At 66.1% G+C, this 15,949-nt stretch carries 15 protein-coding genes, 1 tRNA gene, 1 other RNA gene and 1 pseudogene; 7 read left to right on the plus strand and 11 right to left on the minus strand.

The window, feature by feature from the left end; genetic code table 11:
- Window positions 1-9: 9 nt before the first annotated feature.
- Genes QRN11_RS08335 through QRN11_RS08350 form a run of 4 tightly spaced genes read right to left on the minus strand, consistent with a single transcriptional unit; the run spans window position 10 to window position 2,374 of the window.
- Complete coding sequence (locus tag QRN11_RS08335) at window positions 10-357, minus strand: subtilase-type protease inhibitor (protein ID WP_285250598.1); 348 nt, start codon at window positions 355-357, stop codon at window positions 10-12.
- The gene (locus QRN11_RS08340; RefSeq protein ID WP_285250599.1) at window positions 354-1,286 is read right to left on the minus strand and encodes a 3-methyladenine DNA glycosylase; all 933 of its coding nucleotides are present in this window, start codon (window positions 1,284-1,286) and stop codon (window positions 354-356) included. The genes QRN11_RS08335 and QRN11_RS08340 overlap by 4 nt, the downstream gene beginning before the upstream one ends.
- The gene (locus QRN11_RS08345; RefSeq protein ID WP_285250600.1) at window positions 1,264-1,869 is read right to left on the minus strand and encodes an SSI family serine proteinase inhibitor; all 606 of its coding nucleotides are present in this window, start codon (window positions 1,867-1,869) and stop codon (window positions 1,264-1,266) included. Before QRN11_RS08345 ends, QRN11_RS08340 begins: the two co-directional genes overlap by 23 nt.
- Before the next feature lie 34 nt (window positions 1,870-1,903).
- Window positions 1,904-2,374 carry a MarR family winged helix-turn-helix transcriptional regulator gene (locus tag QRN11_RS08350; RefSeq protein ID WP_285250601.1) on the minus strand — a complete coding sequence of 157 codons (471 nt, stop codon included), beginning with the start codon at window positions 2,372-2,374 and terminating at the stop codon, window positions 1,904-1,906.
- 77 nt (window positions 2,375-2,451) lie between these two features.
- Here QRN11_RS08350 and QRN11_RS08355 point away from each other — a divergent pair, with 77 nt between their 5' ends.
- Window positions 2,452-2,694 (plus strand): hypothetical protein, encoded by a 243-nt coding sequence (locus QRN11_RS08355; RefSeq protein ID WP_285250602.1) that lies wholly within the window; start codon window positions 2,452-2,454, stop codon window positions 2,692-2,694.
- Between the two features lie 168 nt (window positions 2,695-2,862).
- A complete protein-coding gene (locus tag QRN11_RS08360) occupies window positions 2,863-3,078 on the plus strand; it encodes a hypothetical protein (RefSeq protein ID WP_091421138.1) in 216 nt (71 codons plus the stop codon).
- Window positions 3,079-3,192: 114 nt separating this feature from the next.
- On the opposite strand, the gene QRN11_RS08365 is transcribed toward QRN11_RS08360, so the two are convergent.
- The gene (locus QRN11_RS08365; RefSeq protein WP_285250603.1) at window positions 3,193-4,551 is read right to left on the minus strand and encodes an aspartate kinase; all 1,359 of its coding nucleotides are present in this window, start codon (window positions 4,549-4,551) and stop codon (window positions 3,193-3,195) included.
- A 251-nt stretch (window positions 4,552-4,802) separates the two neighbouring features.
- Here QRN11_RS08365 and QRN11_RS08370 point away from each other — a divergent pair, with 251 nt between their 5' ends.
- The 3 genes from QRN11_RS08370 (at window position 4,803) to QRN11_RS08380 (ending at window position 8,077) form a co-directional block, all read left to right on the plus strand.
- Entirely contained in the window at window positions 4,803-5,762 is a 960-nt protein-coding gene (locus tag QRN11_RS08370; protein WP_285250604.1) for an ABC transporter ATP-binding protein, read from the plus strand.
- On the plus strand, window positions 5,759-6,904 hold the full coding sequence (locus QRN11_RS08375) for an ABC transporter permease (RefSeq protein ID WP_285250605.1): 1,146 nt from the start codon (window positions 5,759-5,761) through the stop codon (window positions 6,902-6,904). The genes QRN11_RS08370 and QRN11_RS08375 overlap by 4 nt, the downstream gene beginning before the upstream one ends.
- A 96-nt stretch (window positions 6,905-7,000) precedes the next feature.
- Window positions 7,001-8,077 carry a hypothetical protein gene (locus QRN11_RS08380; protein WP_285250606.1) on the plus strand — a complete coding sequence of 359 codons (1,077 nt, stop codon included), beginning with the start codon at window positions 7,001-7,003 and terminating at the stop codon, window positions 8,075-8,077.
- Here QRN11_RS08380 and QRN11_RS08385 read toward each other — a convergent pair.
- The 5 genes from QRN11_RS08385 to QRN11_RS08405 form a co-directional block, all read right to left on the minus strand.
- Window positions 8,069-8,665, minus strand: a complete 597-nt coding sequence (locus tag QRN11_RS08385) for a GNAT family N-acetyltransferase (protein WP_285250607.1) — start codon at window positions 8,663-8,665, stop codon at window positions 8,069-8,071. The two genes, QRN11_RS08380 and QRN11_RS08385, sit on opposite strands and share 9 nt — an antisense overlap.
- 10 nt (window positions 8,666-8,675) lie before the next feature.
- Complete coding sequence (recR, locus tag QRN11_RS08390) at window positions 8,676-9,275, minus strand: recombination mediator RecR (protein ID WP_091421154.1); 600 nt, start codon at window positions 9,273-9,275, stop codon at window positions 8,676-8,678.
- Between the two features lie 36 nt (window positions 9,276-9,311).
- A complete protein-coding gene (locus QRN11_RS08395; RefSeq protein ID WP_285250608.1) occupies window positions 9,312-12,740 on the minus strand; it encodes a DNA polymerase III subunit gamma and tau in 3,429 nt (1,142 codons plus the stop codon).
- A 51-nt stretch (window positions 12,741-12,791) separates the two neighbouring features.
- Window positions 12,792-12,888: signal recognition particle sRNA small type (ffs, locus tag QRN11_RS08400), an RNA gene on the minus strand.
- An 18-nt stretch (window positions 12,889-12,906) separates the two neighbouring features.
- Window positions 12,907-13,257, minus strand: a complete 351-nt coding sequence (locus tag QRN11_RS08405; protein ID WP_285250609.1) for a YqfO family protein — start codon at window positions 13,255-13,257, stop codon at window positions 12,907-12,909.
- 326 nt (window positions 13,258-13,583) lie between these two features.
- On the opposite strand from QRN11_RS08405, the gene QRN11_RS08410 reads away from it, so the two are divergent.
- A tRNA-Ser gene (locus QRN11_RS08410) sits at window positions 13,584-13,668 on the plus strand.
- A 60-nt stretch (window positions 13,669-13,728) separates the two neighbouring features.
- Here QRN11_RS08410 and QRN11_RS08415 read toward each other — a convergent pair.
- A complete protein-coding gene (locus QRN11_RS08415; protein WP_285250610.1) occupies window positions 13,729-14,655 on the minus strand; it encodes an oxygenase MpaB family protein in 927 nt (308 codons plus the stop codon).
- 134 nt (window positions 14,656-14,789) lie between these two features.
- On the opposite strand from QRN11_RS08415, the pseudogene QRN11_RS08420 reads away from it, so the two are divergent.
- A pseudogene (locus QRN11_RS08420) lies at window positions 14,790-15,524 on the plus strand (M23 family metallopeptidase); the annotation flags it as partial.
- Window positions 15,525-15,949 lie beyond the last annotated feature (425 nt).

Genomic DNA, 15,949 nt, shown 5'->3' on the forward strand with positions numbered 1-15,949 from the left:
CCGCGAAACCTAGGTGTTGCCCCACGCACCGCCGGCGCTGCCCAGCAGCGGCGCGATCGCCCTCCACCTGGCGATTTCGCAGCCATCCGTACGGGTGAAAACCGATTCAACAACCCGGCCGTGGAACGTCCCGGTGACCACGGCAACCTGGGGCCCGCCGTACTGCTGGGTGCACAGTCTGGGCGGCCCGGGTTTCGGGAAGAAGATGTCCTCACCGTGAGTCCGGACCGCGGTCAATGCAGCTTCGGGATCCGGCAGGGTGCTGGCAGCGGAAGGGCCGTTATCGTCGGCCACCAGCCGGAAGAAGTATTCGGCTGCGCCGGGGTCCTCCCGCAGCCTGATGGTCAGGTCGATCATGCCGCACCGTTTCCCCCGAGTGCGGCAAGTTCAAGGGCAAGCTTTTCGCGAAGTCCGGCTGCCTCGGCCGCGAAACCACGCTGGTGTTCCACGTAGGCGGCCTTGCCCGGCGGGGTTTCGATGGCAATGGCCGGGTAACCCCACTCGGCGAGGTCGTAGGGGGAAGCCTGCATGTCCATGGCGCGGATGCGCCAGGACAGTTCAAAGCAGTCCATCACCAGTTCGCTGGGCAGGGCCGGCAGCAGCTTGTAGGCCCATTTGTACAGGTCCATGTTGGCGTGCAGGCATCCCGGTTGCTCCAGGTGCCGCTGGGACTCGCGGCTGGGAGCCAGTTCATTGAGCGGGATGGCGTCCGGCGTGTAGAAACGGAAAGCATCGAAGTGGGTGCAGCGGATCCGGTTGTCCTCCACCACCTTGTCCGTCCCCGCTGAGCCGAGGCGCAGCTGCAGGTACTCGTGCCGGAGGTCAAACCGGTCCTGGTGGTAGACCATGGCCCATTCGTGCAGGCCGAAGCAGCCAAACTGGGCGGGCCGCGCAGCAGTGCCGCGGAGGATGATGCCGGCAAAGGCGACGGCATCCTTGCGGTCGGCAAGGAACCCGGTCCGGTCCAAGGTGAGAGCGGTACTTCCCGTGGGCAGCCCGAGGGAGGCGAGTTCGTCGTCGTCGAGCGTCCGGTAGTGTTTCCAGCCGCGGCGCGCGGCCGCTTCCCCGCCCGCAAGGACGACGCCGGCACCCGGGTGCCAGCGCCGGAGCTGGCCTGGTTTCTGGGTGTAGTAGGTGAAAAGGAAGTCCTCCACCGGATGCTTTTGTCCAGCTGAGCGCCGGGCGAGGTAGGGGTCCGCGTAGCGGCTGACGCGCTGGTGGTGGGCTTCCTCCCTCTCCCGCCATTCGTCCGCCGCGAGGACCCTAAGCTGCTCCACCACTGGCACCGATGACGTCCTTTGCCGCGTTCCAGGCGCTGATCTCGCAGCCGTTGGTGCGTTTGAAGGCGTCATCAACAGGGACGCCGTCCACCACTCCCGTCACCGTGGCTTCCTGCGGACCGCCGTACTGCTCCGTGCACGCCTGGTCGGTCCGGAGCGCCGGGGAGGCCAGCAGTGCCGCGTTTTCTTTCAGGGCGGAGCAGGCGGCCGCAGGAGTGGGGTGCTTGCTTTCGGCGTCGGGCATGCCGTCGACGCAGACCAGCGTGTAGTGGACCTCCGGCTCGGCTGCGGATGACTTATAGGTGATGGCCAATTCAGCATTGCCCTGCCCCGGGCCGGCCGACGGCCCTGCGGGTGGTTCGGGGGAGGGCGCCGGGATGGTGGATTCGGCGTCGGGGGCGGTGCTGCCCGACGGCGCTGCGGAACCCGGCGATGCTGGTGAAGAAGCGGGGGCTGCGGGGCTGCCCGAGTTGCCGCCGCCTTGCCCGGAGGAACAACTTGGCACCAGCAGGAGGGCAGTCAGCAGGAGCACTGCTGATGGCACCGTGCCTGAAAGCACTTGGTGCCCGCGCCGAGGCCTGTCCGTCATGCTGCCATTCTACTGCCGCAGCATCATCGCCCGGCTAAGCCTGTCGGCCGTTGGAGGTAGCTGCGATCAGGCCCATCATGGACGCGTGCAGCTCGCCCACCTGGTCACGGGTCAGGCCCAGGCGCTCCATCATGGTCCCCGGGACATTGAGCGCCTCCTGCCGAAGCGCCGCACCCGCCGGCGTCAGGTCAACGGCGAGGGCGCGCTCGTTGCCGTCCACCCGCCGTCGGGAAATCAGGCCCGAGGACTCAAGGCGACGCAGCAGGGGCGAGATGGTGGCCGGTTCCTGTGCGAGGGCATCACTGATGTTCCGTACGGTGCGGGGGCTGGATTCCCAGAGGCACAGCATCACCAGGTACTGCGGATGGGTCAGGTTCATCCTCTCCAGCACTGGCTTGTAGGCTCCCACTACGCTGCGCGCCGCCACGGTCAGCGCGAAGCACAGCTGGTGTTCCAGCAGCAGGTCATCGTCCTGGATGGTGCCAGTACCGGGTGCGGGGTTCATCAGGCCTCCAATTGTTAGTGCACTAATTATTAGCGTACACTTTTACCGGTGGATGGGTGACTGGAAGGAGTCGGTTCATGGGTAAGGCAAGCTCCGGAAGCAAGGGAAACGCTTCCCAGCGCTTCATGCGGGCAACGGGCAAGCTGCGGGCCATTTTCGGACCCGCGAGCCGCACGTCCCTGATCCACGATATGACGGAGGAAAACCGCCGGCTCCTGGCCGAGCGCGAGGCTGAAACCCAGCAGTGGGAGACCCTCACGCGCCCAGACGGCAGCACCTATGTGGTGCCCCGGAACCCTGACGACAAATCCCTTCGCTGACCCTGCTGCCGGCCCTGCGCCGGCTCCGCTAGTGTCCCGGCAGTCCGCCCGGTTTTGCTGGGCTGCTGATCCTTTTTAAGGTGCCGGGCGTAAAATAAGGGCACTGGCTCCGCCAGGATTTTCTTGGAATCGCTCTTTCCCCGGTTCGCGGGAGGGGGGTGGAAAACAGTGGCACATTTCATCGATGGGTTCATGAGCCTGACGGACAGGCTCCGCTTCTTCTTTGGCCCCGCCGCCCGGGTGGACTCCAGTCTGCCGGTGGTACACAAGCATGACGAGTTCGAGCAGGCCTCGGAAGAGGAACTGACGCACTTTGTGGTGGAAACCGATACGTCAGGCCACCACTATGCGGTACGCCGCGACGACCTCGAGAAGGAGGCCTGACCCTGGCAGCGCAGCTGCGGCCGGACCCAAAATTGCACTGGTGACGGACTGAGTCCGTCACCAGTGCATTTTTACTGAAAGTCGGTTTTGCAAGTCCCGCGGTGCGGGGAGCTGTTAGCGGCCCGTGCCGCCGTACACAGTGGCTTCGCTCTCGCTGTCCAGCTCAAAGGCCCGGTGGATGACCCGTACGGCCTCGTCCAGCAGGTCGGCATGCGTAACAACCGAGATGCGGATCTCCGAGGTGGAGATCATGTTGATGTTGATGCCGGCATCCGAGAGTGCCTTGAAGAACGTGGCGGACACGCCTGGGTGCGAGCGCATCCCGGCGCCGATCAGGGACAGCTTGCCGATCTGCTCGTTGTACTCGATGGTTTCAAAACCGATCTGGTCCTGTGCTGCGTGCAGCGCTGCCAGTGCGTCGGCGCCTTCCACGATGGGCAGCGTGAACGAAATGTCCGTCCGGCCGGTGCCGTGGGTGGACACATTCTGCACGATCATGTCGATATTCGAGTGGGCATCGGCGATGACCTGGAAGATGGCAGCAGCCTTGCCGGGAATGTCCGGCACACCAACAACGGTGACCTTGGCTTCGGAACGGTCGTGCGCGACGCCGGAGATGATTGGCTGCTCCAAGGCAACTCCCTCTTGAGTGGTGATCTTGTCTTCGGCGCTGGGGATGACCCAGGTGCCTTCGTGCTGGCTGAATGACGAACGGACGTGCAGTGGCACGCCGAACCGGCGCGCGTACTCCACGCAGCGAAGGTGCAGGATCTTGGCTCCCGACGCCGCAAGTTCAAGCATTTCCTCGCTGGAGATCGTGTCGATCTTCTGGGCTGAGGGGACTACCCGGGGGTCGGCGGTGTAGATACCGTCCACGTCCGTGTAGATTTCGCAGACGTCCGCCTCAAGTGCTGCTGCGAGTGCCACCGCCGTAGTGTCCGAGCCGCCGCGGCCCAGGGTGGTGATTTCGTTCGTGGCGCGGCTCATGCCCTGGAAGCCCGCCACGATGGCGATGTTTCCCTTGTCGAGTGCGGTGCGGATCCGGTGGGGGTCGACGTCGATGATCCGGGCCTTGCCGTGGATGCCATCGGTAATCATGCCGGCCTGAGAGCCGGTGAAGGACTGGGCGGAGGCGCCCAGCTTGTTAATGGCCATGGCAAGCAGCGCCATGGAGATACGCTCACCGGCGGACAGCAGCATGTCCATTTCACGGGCGGGGGCCGAGTCCGTCACCTGGGCGGCCAGGTCCAGGAGTTCGTCAGTGGTATCGCCCATGGCTGACACCACCACAACCACTTCATTGCCGGCAGACTGGGCGTCCACTACGCGCTTGGCCACCCGTTTGACGCCATCGGCATCGGCTACGGATGATCCGCCAAACTTCTGCACGATCAGCTGTTTGGTTACTGCGCCGCCGGCGGGCAGCTCCTGTGCCTGCTTTGCGTTGTGCACTTCTGTAGTGGGCGTACTCATGCGCGAACCTTCACTGGATCAAATTGGAGCCGGCCCAAGCAGCGGTGATGCTGTGTTGGCCCTGACCCTGGGGAACTTACGCCGTTGTTGGCGCGACTTCGTGGCACCAGTTTATCGCCGCCCGCGGTCAGGGGTTGAATTGTGACCGAATCCTGAGCGTTGGGAGGCGTGCCGCCAGCGTCCGCGGGCGTACGCTCAAAAGTGTCAGCGTGCATCAAAAACTGTGGGGGACAGGTGCGTTATACATGCCAATGATTTCTGAGTTATCGGACGGTACGGCGGGGCTGGAGCCCGACGGCGGCATCACGGCTCATGCCGTCAGCCGCAGCTTCGGCACGGTACACGCCGTCGAACATATGGACTTCCATGCCCCGGCGGGCAAGGTGACCGCTCTGATCGGGCCAAACGGGGCCGGCAAAACCACGCTGCTGCTGATGCTGGCGTCATTGCTGGCGCCCGACCAAGGCAGCATCAGTGTGGGCGGCCTCGATCCGCGCCAGGATCGCGCGGAAGTACGCAGCCGGGTTGGCTGGATGCCGGACACCCTGGGTGTGTGGGAGTCGCTCACCGCCCGTGAAATCCTCACCCAGATGGCCCGCTTCTACCGGCTTCCCGCCCAGGGCATCGGACTGCGGGTCGCAGAGCTGCTGGAACGCGTCCGGCTGGACGACCTGGCCGACCAACCGGCGCGGGTGCTGTCCCGCGGACAGCAGCAGAGGCTCAGCCTGGCGCGGGCCCTGATCCACGATCCTTCCGTCCTTCTGCTCGACGAACCGGCATCGGGCCTGGATCCCGGCTCACGCGTGGAGCTTCGGCTGATGCTGCGGGAACTGGCGGCAGAGGGCAAGGCGGTGGTGGTTTCGTCCCACGTGCTGAGCGAACTGGACGAAATTGCCGACGGCGCCGTGTTTGTTAACAAGGGCCGTACCGTCAGGCAGCAAACCACTGAGCAGGCTGCCGCCGCCGGTCGGCGCTACGCCGTCACCGCCTCCGACATGGATGCGCTCGCTGCCAAACTGACCGGGCTGGGGCTGGCGTTCCGGCGCGAGGAAGGACGCCGCCCGGCTCTCAGCCTGATGCTGGGCGGTGACAGCGACGCCGAGCGGCTGCTGCGTGACCTGGTGCTCGCCGGCGTCGGGGTGACTTCCTTTGCCCCCGCATCAGGGGCCCTTGAAGAGACCTACATGAGCCTCGAAGGGGAGCTGCGATGAGCCACGCAACAAAGGACCGGCAGGACACCGGCGGCAGGACAACCGGCGGTTACCTGCCCGGCATTCGGGATGTGGTGGTGCTTGAGCTCAAGCAGCGGCTGCGGTCCCGCGGCTGGTACATCATGCTGGCCATCTGGTTTGTCCTGACAGGCCTCGTGACCTGGCTGACCTGGGCCAGCTGGAACGCCAGCCAGGAGGCGCAGCGCGGATACCCCGGCTACGTGGCGCCGCCGGACACCGGTCCAGGATCCATGATCTTCGAGGTGGTCCTGGCCTTCGTCCTGCTCTTTGCGCTGCTGGTTGCCCCGGCGCTGTCCGCCAATGCCGTTAACGGCGACCGGGCCGGCGGCACTCTGGCCATCCTCCAGGTAACCCTGCTGCGGCCCGGCCAGATCCTGTGGGGCAAATTCGTGGCGGCGTGGGCCGCGGCCCTGGCCTTCCTGGTGGCCAGCACGCCCTTCCTGGTAATCGGGGTGGCGCTGGGCGGCATGACTCCCGGCCACGTCCTGGTGGCGCTGCTCATGCTGGCAGTTGAGGTGGGAGTTGTCTGCGCCATCGGTGTTGGCATCTCGGCGCTCGCGGGCCGGCCACTGTTTTCGATCGTGGTCACGTACCTCGCCGTTGCCGGCCTTGCCGTGGGCACCCTGATCGCCTTTGGGCTGGGAACAGGGCTTACGCAGGGGACCATTATGGCCAACCAGGCCCAATACCGGGCGTACGAGCCGCTGTCCCGGGAGGGAGGCCAACAGGGGCCCCTTGAACCGGAGTACACCTGCTCCGGACCGCTGCAGGAGCAGAGCGCCATGCGGACCGAACGGGTGGCCTGGTTGATAGCAATGAACCCTTACGTGGTGGTGGCCGATGCGATCCCCTACAAGGACCGTTCGCAGGAGCGCAACTACTCATCGGTGGGCGCAATAGAGACCATCAGCCAGGGTGCCCGGTATGCCATGGCCGGTCCGGAGGGCACCTTCCCGTGTGCGAACGGCGAGGTCAAACTGCGGTACCTGGCGCAGTCCACCCCGCTGTGGCCTTTGGGACTGGGCCTGCAGCTGTTGGTGGCCGCACTCCTGATGTGGCTGGGTTGGCGTGCGCTTCGCACGCCCGCCCGCAAATTGGCGCGGGGAACCCGCATAGCGTAGCTGCTTCTGTGGACAGGCCCGGCACGGTGGACCACGATGGGGTTAGCCCCGTGAGCACCGGGGCTGGGCCTGTTGTGGGATACGGGGGCTTGGACTGTGGCCGGTGACGAACGGCAGGACGAGGGCTTCGGCGTCGAAGAACCTGTGTACGAGGTTATTGGCGCAGGCGGGACCATCCCTGCGGCCGCTGAAGACGATGATTCCCTGCCGCCAAGCCCGGGCGCCGCCCGCATGGTCCTGAGCCAGGCCTCGGTGGACGTCGCCCGGATTGTCGTCTCCGGACGCTTCTGGTGGCAGTCAGCCACTATTTTCCTGGCGTCCCTGGCCGCTGGGCTGCTGACGGTGATGGTGGCAACCGGAGGTGACGTTCCGCCCGATGCGCCCGGAGGCGTCTACGTTCTGGCCGCGGCGATCCTGGTTCCGGTTACCTGCGTGCTGGCGATCAGATGGACACGCCATCGGGGCAGGACGGACGAGGACGGGGGTTCTCCGGCAGAGGGGCCGTTCCTGGCCTGGACGGTGGCTTGTGGCCGCGGCGTGGTTTTCACGTTGCTGGCTGCGCTGTTCCTGCTTTGCCTTGCCTACGCAACGGAATCATCCCCTGCCGTAGCCGTTATAGCGGCCGCTGTGGCCCTGTGGGAGGTCCTGGTTTTTGCTGCGATCGGGGCGGGAACGCTGTGGTGGTTCGGCAAGAACACTGGACGGGCCGTGGCATGGAGTGCGGCCTTCCTGCTCCTGCTCGGAAATGTCCTTGCCGTGGCGGCGCTTCTTCCCGCCGTGCGAACCTCGGAGCGGGTCCTTGTTGCTGTGAACATAGAACGTGACGGCGCTGGACAGATGGTGTCGTGGCAATGCTTGCCCGAACTGCGGGGTTTCACGGAGGTTTATCACACCGAGAGGATCGCCTGGATAGCTGCGAGCAATCCGCTGATCCTGTTCAGCATGCTGGCCGGGGAATCCGGTTCCCAGGATGACACGCTGGCATGGTTTCCCGGAGCGATGCTGGACGCCGCTGATGCTTCCCAGGTTCCGTGTGTGGAGGGCCGGGAGCGCGACGGCGCAGCGGACGGAGTGCCACTGGCAGCCGTCGGCATCGGCGTGCAAGCGGCTGTGGGCGGGGTCTTCCTTGGCGGGGGTTATGCGGCGACCAGGCGCCGGTCCGCCTCAGGGTGATGAAGCTGGACTTTCCAGCCGAAACATCAGCAAGGGAAGGCCTTTGCCGGTGCTTTCCTGATATTCGGGGGGAACTGCATCCGGCCGGAACCCGAGACTGCGGAGAAGCCGGATGGATGGTTTGTTCGGTTCGTAGACCGCCGCTGCAACAGTGTTGATCCCGCGCTGCGCGAAGAGCCAGGTCACCAGGGCGGCCGCAGCCTCACGTCCGTAACCGTGGTGGTGGTAATCGGGATGCAGGACGTAAGCCAACGCGGCGTGCCCGGCAGGATGCCATCCGGGGGCCAGCATGCCCGGCCTGGAGACGGCAGTGCTGTTCCAGGTGCGCGCATCCCCGATCACCTGCCCGGACTGCCGCAGGGTGATGGCCCAGCAGTAGTTGAACCAGGCGCCGGCCGATGCCTCGGCAAGGACCAGGAGCTCTTTGAGCCTTGCCCGGTTGGCCTCGACGGAGAGCGGCTCGTGGGAGAGGTACCGGGTGGCGGCGGGATTGCTGCGGTAACTGTGGATGGCGGCCTCGTCCGAGCCCTCGACCAGCCGCAGGACGAGCCGCTCGGTGACGAGCGGTTCGATCTCACCCGGGGGCATTCGCCCGGCCTCAGGTGAGGGCGTTCCGGCGGCCCTCGAAGGCGCGCCCCAGCGTGACCTCGTCCGCGTATTCAAGATCGCCGCCTACGGGCAGCCCGGACGCGAGCCTGGTCACCGCGATCCCGATAGTTTTCAACATCCTGGCCAGGTAGGTGGCCGTCGCCTCACCCTCGAGGTTGGGATCGGTGGCGATGATGACTTCCTGGATAGCGCCGTCGTTCAGCCGCGTGAGGAGCTCGCGGATCCGCAGCTGCTCCGGACCGATGCCGGCAATCGGATTAATGGCACCGCCCAGTACGTGGTACCTGCCCCGGAACGAGCGCGTACGTTCCACGGCGAGTACGTCCTTGGATTCCTCCACCACGCAGATCACCGCGGGATCGCGCCGGGGGTCACGGCAGATGTTGCAGAGCTCCTGCTCGGTGACGTTGCCGCAGACCGTGCAGAACTTGACCCGTTCCTTCACGGTGGTGATGGCTTCCACCAGCCGCTTCATGTCCTGCGGGTCCGCTTCAAGGATGTGGAACGCCAGCCGCTGGGCGGATTTGGGTCCCACGCCGGGAAGGCGTCCGAGCTCGTCAATCAGCTCTTGGACAGCACCTTCGTACACGTTTTCCTCTTTAGCTAGGAGCGGATAGTGGTTGGATCAGTAGCGGGGCGGCACTGGGCTGCCGTCGAGGGAGCGTTCTTCGATCAGCTTCCCGCCAAGGATACGTTCCACCGCAGCACGGCCGAAGACGCCGGATGCCTCAATGGTCTCATCGTCCGGGCTCGGGATGTCCTGGACAAAAGTGGCGGCGGCCGGGACGGCGCGGGCAGGGGCTTTTGCCCGGCCTGCCTCTGCCTCAGGGCTGTTGGACAGACGCTGGTAAAGGCTCTGCCGCGTGCCGGCCGGTGCCGGAGCCGCTGGAGTTGTGGCAGACGGAGCAGGGGCCGGCGCCGCAGGCGCCGCCACGGAAGCAGCCGGTGCCGGTGCGGGGGCGGGGGCTGGCCGCGCTGCAGCAGCCGGCGCAGCCACGTGAGCGGCCGACGCCATGGCGAACTCTCGAGCACGTGCCGGCGCTGGTCCGGAGGATCCGCTGCCCTGGCCTGCCTCTTCACCCGTGGAAGGGGCAGTTGTTGCCAGGCCCCACTCGGCATCCACGGCGGAGGCCGTACCGGTAACCGGTATGGACGGGGGAATTTGCGCAGCGGCGGGTTCGTAGTGGTGGGGCGGCGTGGAGGCAGGAGCTTCCGTTTCCGCGATGCCGGCAGCTGCCAGTTTCCCAATGTTGCTTTCCTCGCCGACTACCCAGACACCCGGCGCCTGTTCGACCGCGCGCGTCCAGGGATCGTGCGGTGCATCCCCTCCGGTTGCGGGCGTCGCCGGCACGGTTCCGGTGCCTGCCGGGGTATCAGAGTTTGGCCGGGTTCCGGGCTGGCGGGCCGGCAGGTTTCCCATGGCTGAAGCGACGGGTGGAACAGTTGCCCGCGAGTCCCTGCTACTCTGGCCCGCCGAACCACCCCGGGTGGAGCGGGGCTCTGGGCGCGCCGAAGGGTCCCAGTCCAGGGGAGGCTCTTCATCCAGCGGGGGAGCGTCCTCGTCCCGGGGCGGTCCCCAGTCGTCGTCAGAGTACGAGTAGTCGCCGGCGGCGCCGCTGTACGGGTCGGCAGGGGCCGAAGGTGCGGCGGAATTGCCTGCCGCCGGTTGGGCTGAAGGGGCCGGAGCCGAAGGGACTGCCGGAGCTGCGCCCGCCGGTTGGGCAGGGCGGGTGGCTGGCGTCCGGGCTGCGATGACACCGGTGGCGGGTGCGCCCTGGACGTTCGCCTCTTGGTGATGTCCGGAGTCCGGCGCTGCAGGCCGTTCCCCTGCCGTATTGGTCCCGGGGTGGCCCGCAACGCTTCCAGGAGCTTGCTCCTTGCCGGGAGCCGTAGCAGCACCGGATGGTGCTGGTGTCTCTGGTGACGTGGTAACGGCGGCCGCGGGAGCCAGTCCCCAGGCAACATCGGCTGACGTTGCCGGGGCAGGCCGGCTAGCGGGTGCTTTTGGGTTTGGTTCAGAGCTCGTCCGGCCGCCGCTGCCGGCCACTGCGGTGATCTGGCAGTCAATGCCCACAGTCTTGTGGATTGCCTGCCGCAGGTTTTCCGAATGGTCTGCCCGGCCAAAGGCGCCCGCGAGTCCGGACGTGGTGAACGAAAGAGTAAGCGTGTGTCCGTCGAAGGCGCTCACCTGGGCGTTCGGCTCAACGAGCGCCCAAGTGCTGCGCTTGATTTTCGACAGGGTCTGCAGGACGTCCGGCCAAGCGCGGCGCAGCACTTCCACGTCGCCCATGGCGGCCGGGGGAGCGGGTGCGGCGGGCCCCGAAGAAGCCGGGCCAGGTTGCGCGTGCCCGGCAGGAACGGATACCGGCTGAACCGGCTGAGCGGGTTGAACCGGCTGAGCGGGTTGGACGGGCTGAACAGGGGCGGGCTCGGGCCGTAGGTCAGGTGTGTTCGGCTCGCCGGAGCGTGATCCAGCGGGGGCCGGGCGCGAACCAGCAGGGGCGGTCGAGGTTCCGGCGGAACCCTCTACCGGCCAGTCGCTGGTGCTCACGCGGGGCGCGGTCAACGGCGCACGGTTTTCAGCGTCAGCCGGTGCAGCGGCGGCCGCAGGCCTGCCGTCCGGACCCGTTGCTCCCGCAGGACGCGCATTCTGTGGAGCAAGCGCGGAAGCCGGTTGGGCCGCGGCACGCGCGGGGTTCGATGGTCCCGTCGGTGCCGGTTCTTGCACTGCTGGCGCAGGGCTGGCTGCTTCCGGCCGGGGAGCGCCGGGGACGGTTGCTGGGGCTGTTGCGGGGGCTGGTGCGGCGTTCCCAACCGGCACGGCGTGACCCCCAGGGGCAGGCTGGTGACCCGACTCGACGGCGGGAGCACCGACGTCGTTTCCGGCGTAATTGAGCCGGCGTTCCACGCGGTCAATCCGCGCCGCCATGCCGCGCTCATTCTGCTCGGAACTGGGCAGCAGGATCCGGGCACACAGAAGCTCCAGGTGAAGCCGGGGTGACGTGGCGCCGGTCATTTCGGTCAGTGCCGTGTTGGTGACATCTGCAGCACGGGACAACTCGGCGGCGCCAAGGTTGTGGGCCTGGTTCTTCAGGCGCGCGATCTGGTCGGCAGGCATGCCGCGCAGTATGGTCTGCGCGCTTTCAGGCATGGCCTGGACGATGATGAGGTCGCGGAAGCGTTCCAGCAGGTCCTCGACAAACCGGCGGGGATCATGGCCGGTCTGGATGACCCTGTCCACGGCGCGGAAAACGGTGGCTGCGTCTGAGGCGGCAACAGCTTCCACCACGTCATCCAGCAGCGAGGCATGAGTGTAGCCAAGGAGCGCAACGGCCAGTTCGTAGTCCAGGCCGTTGGGCCCGGCGCCGGCCATCAGCTGGTCCAGGACGGAAAGGGAATCACGGACGGAACCGCCGCCGGCACGGACCACCAGCGACAGGACTCCGGGCGCCACCGGAACATTCTCCTGGTTGCACAGCAGTTCCAGGTAGGCCATGAGGGGCTCGGGCGGCACCAGCCGGAAGGGATAGTGGTGTGTCCGGGAGCGGATGGTGCCGATGACCTTGTCCGGTTCCGTGGTGGCGAAGATGAACTTGATGTGTTCCGGCGGCTCTTCGACGATCTTCAGCAGCGCGTTGAAGCCTGCGGACGTGACCATGTGCGCTTCGTCGATGATGAAGATCTTGTAGCGGTCCCGCACGGGAGCGTATGTGGCCCGTTCGCGCAGGTCCCGCGCGTCATCCACACCGCCATGGCTGGCGGCGTCGATCTCGATCACGTCCAGTGATCCGGAACCGCCGCGGGCAAGCTCAATGCAGCTGGGGCAGGTGCCGCAAGGGGTGTCCGTGGGGCCCTTGGCACAGTTCAGGCAGCGCGCCAGGATGCGCGCCGAAGTGGTTTTTCCGCAGCCCCTGGGGCCGGAAAACAGGTATGCATGGTTGACGCGGTTTTTCCGCAAAGCCGTCATCAGCGGCTCGGTGACATGCTCCTGCCCGATAACGTCAGCGAACGAATCTGGACGGTATCTGCGGTACAGGGCGGTAGTAACTGTCACAGAGAAAACCCTACCAATCCGGGCTGACAGTCTGCCGCCCTGTGGGGGAATAGTAAAGACCCCCCATGCACCCGCCAGAGCCCATTTACCCTTGCTACCTTCCGGTCCTGGGGGAGTTCAACAGGATGACGCCACATGAGGGGCCGCCAGTTACTTTACCCGAAGTTCAGGCGCGACTCGAATCGGCCCCGGGGGAGGGCCAGCCCGCAACCTTCCAACTCATCAAGGCAGGTTCCTCGTACGGGTGCGCGGCCCGCAACGCTTCGACCACGGCTTCAAGCAACGGCCCTTCCACCATGCATTCAACCCGGTCCTCGGCCACTTCTTCCGGCGTGCCCACCCGCCCCTGGTGAGGATTGGCGCCGGCCTGCGGAGTGAAGCGGCCTGTTCCCCGGGAGGTGAAGGAGCAATGCGAGTAGTTTCCAATCCGGCCCGCGCCCGCATCGCCAATGGCCCTCAGGACCTGCTGGGTGTGCGTTGCTGGGACGTAAAACACCAGGGCGTGCAGTTCGCTCATGCCTCCATGGTTCCCTATCGGTCCCCGCAAAGGCTCGGCAATTCATTGCTTATCTACGCGCCAGCCACGATCATGGGTATGTACACCGATTGGGGCAATCTCAAGATTGTGAGCTGCGAGGCCTGGCTGAACGGAGCCGGACCCGGCAGCTCAACGGGGTTCCGATGGAATGGGCGCGTTGGGGGCGTCCATTTCTGGCTTAAGGCCCGGGCAGCCACCTCCCGGGAACAGTCGGGAACCGGCCCCAAACCGGGCACTGAAGCGCCAATTGGGCGATGCGGAAAAGTTCAGGTAGTCTAGTACCTGCTTTTGATTCAGAAGCAGTTGGAGAATTCGCCTAGCGGCCTATGGCGCACGCCTGGAACGCGTGTTGGGTTAACGCCCTCGGGGGTTCAAATCCCCCATTCTCCGCCGGTTGGAACCCGGTCCCGCATTGGCGGGACCGGGTTCTTTCGTTTTTCCCCGCACCTATCAGGCTGCCTGAGCCTTCTCCGTGAATCCCAGCCGGCGAAGCCGTGCCCTGGCTGCAAGTTCGCTGGGGCCGCGCGGACCAAGGGCAAGCCGGACGACGCCGAGCACCACCTTGGTGGCCAACCTCACCGGCAATGGGAAAGGGCCCAGCCGTGGCACGGACAAGCCGAGCATCTGTCGGTATCGGGGCTCCAGGCTGTAGACCGCGCCGGCAAACAGGATGCGGTATCCGGGCCGAAGCATGGGATTCAGCGGGGCGTTCCGGATAAATTCCACCGTCTCAGACACCCTGTGGTCCACGCGCAGTTCGCCGCTCCGGTACCAACAGTCCAGTTGCGCGCGCATGTCCGCTTCGCTCAGCGGAGGATCCTCGACGCCCATCAGCCTCCCGGCCTGCGCCCATTCACGGACGTAGGCATCCGGGCCGCCGGGGATGGGACCGCCCCAGAATTTGTGCGCGGTGAGGAACGCGTCCGTAAAGGCAAGGTGGATCCAAGCTGCCAGCTCCGGATCGTTCGCACTATAGGAACGCTCTGCCCCCTGGTTGTCCACGAACCTGCCCTGCACCTGCTCATGAAGGTGCTGCACGCGGCGTGACGCTTCCTCCGCGGCACTTTTGGACCCGTACGTCACGGTGAAGATCCAGCGGATGCTCGCTGCCAGGCGGGCGAGGGGATCCTCACGGAAGTTGGAGTGCTCGTGCACACCGGCGAGGGCGCCCGGATGGAGGGATTGCATCAGCAGCGTTCTGATTCCGGCCACGATGGGGGACATGGAACCGTGCACTGCCCACACTGCCGAGCCCGGGAGGTGGTACCCGGGATCATCACCCTCGGCGAGCTTGGTTACCCAGTCCGGGACTGCATCGGCCCTGCCTGTGAACGTCTTCTTGAGTTCGTCCTGCCATTCGCGGAGGAAACTGCGCATATCCAATTCTTGCCTACGGGAAGACCGCGGTGGCCAGGGAGGCATGTACCGCAAGGTTTGCTCAATTATCCGGGCAAACCCGCGCTCGGGGCTTCACAGGCTTCGGGCGGTGTGGTCCCATGGGAAATACCGTCATGACGCGGGCGGTTGATTTATGTTCTGGAGTCAGTCTTTTGGGGCAACATCGGAGACCAAATAGCCACGCACTGCCGCGCCGTCCTTATGGCTCCCTTGTGCGTGCCTTCGCCGCTTCGGGTGCCCTGGCCCTCTCCGTCTGGTCCTTGAATCTGGCGGGAGGCGTGCAGGAGCGGACAGCGGCGTCGGGTCCGGGTGTCGGGACCTCCTTTTCCGCCAGCCCCAACGCGGCTCCTGCGTTATCCGGACGCCAGGGCGATGCGCCGTCCGGCACTGTTGGCCCCAGTACTTTGCCGACCACTATCGCCACCGATCCCCAGGCCCTGGTTCCATTTCCCCGTCCGGCGCTCGGCAGCTATGCCGGAGACAATCCGCCGCCCTTGTCGGTGGGGGCCGCTGGACTGGGCAGGCCGCCGGCCGGCTTCCTGCGGGCGCCGCTTGATCTGCTCAAACCCAGCTCACCCTTCGGTTTCCGGGTAAGCCCCTTGTCCGGAGCCACCAACGACTTCCACCTCGGCCAGGACTACGCCGCGCCATGCGGAACAAAGGTCTACGCCGCTGACTCTGGCGTGGTCCGGGCCGCCGGCTGGCACCCTTGGGGCGGGGGCAACAGGGTGGAGATCGACCACGGCAGCGGGCTGATCACCACCTACAACCACCTCGAAGCCATTGCCGTGCGCACGGGCGACAGGATCAATGTTGGACAGTTCATCGCCGAGGTGGGTACCACCGGATGGTCTACAGGTTGCCACCTGCATTTCGAGACCATCCTTAACGGACGCCATGTCAATCCGCTGACGTGGGGATTGCTGCCGGTGCGTCCCCTGGCAGACGACGGGGCCGAAGAGCTGCGCAGCTTCGCGCCAGGCAGCGGTTCCCCACTGGGCTGGCTGCAGTGGATCATACCTGTCAGCTTTGGCCCGGACGACCATGATGGTCAAGATGCTGCAGGAGCGGCTGCGGCGCCGGCCTCCCCCCTGTCTGCCGCACAGGTGGCGGCCCCGGGTAGCCAGCCGTCATCCGCCCCGCCGGTTGATCCGTCTCCGACGCCGAAGCCCAGTTTGGCGACTGCCTCGCCGGCTGATCCGTCCCCGACGGCGTCGCCGACTCAGGCGGCTGACTCGCCGGGTGATCCGTCCCCGACGGCGTCGCCGACTGG

The organism is Pseudarthrobacter sp. fls2-241-R2A-168, from assembly GCF_030209335.1.
Taxonomy (GTDB): Bacteria; Actinomycetota; Actinomycetes; order Actinomycetales; family Micrococcaceae; genus Arthrobacter.

Coding starts and splice junctions, on each gene's coding strand:
- QRN11_RS08335 (WP_285250598.1), bottom strand. CDS start 357: ATGATCGACCTGACCATCAGGCTGCGGGAGGACCCCGGCGCAGCCGAA.
- QRN11_RS08345 (WP_285250600.1), bottom strand. CDS start 1,869: ATGACGGACAGGCCTCGGCGCGGGCACCAAGTGCTTTCAGGCACGGTG.
- QRN11_RS08350 (WP_285250601.1), bottom strand. CDS start 2,374: ATGAACCCCGCACCCGGTACTGGCACCATCCAGGACGATGACCTGCTG.
- QRN11_RS08355 (WP_285250602.1), top strand. CDS start 2,452: ATGGGTAAGGCAAGCTCCGGAAGCAAGGGAAACGCTTCCCAGCGCTTC.
- QRN11_RS08365 (WP_285250603.1), bottom strand. CDS start 4,551: ATGAGTACGCCCACTACAGAAGTGCACAACGCAAAGCAGGCACAGGAG.
- QRN11_RS08370 (WP_285250604.1), top strand. CDS start 4,803: ATGATTTCTGAGTTATCGGACGGTACGGCGGGGCTGGAGCCCGACGGC.
- QRN11_RS08375 (WP_285250605.1), top strand. CDS start 5,759: ATGAGCCACGCAACAAAGGACCGGCAGGACACCGGCGGCAGGACAACC.
- QRN11_RS08385 (WP_285250607.1), bottom strand. CDS start 8,665: ATGCCCCCGGGTGAGATCGAACCGCTCGTCACCGAGCGGCTCGTCCTG.
- QRN11_RS08405 (WP_285250609.1), bottom strand. CDS start 13,257: ATGAGCGAACTGCACGCCCTGGTGTTTTACGTCCCAGCAACGCACACC.
- QRN11_RS08415 (WP_285250610.1), bottom strand. CDS start 14,655: ATGCGCAGTTTCCTCCGCGAATGGCAGGACGAACTCAAGAAGACGTTC.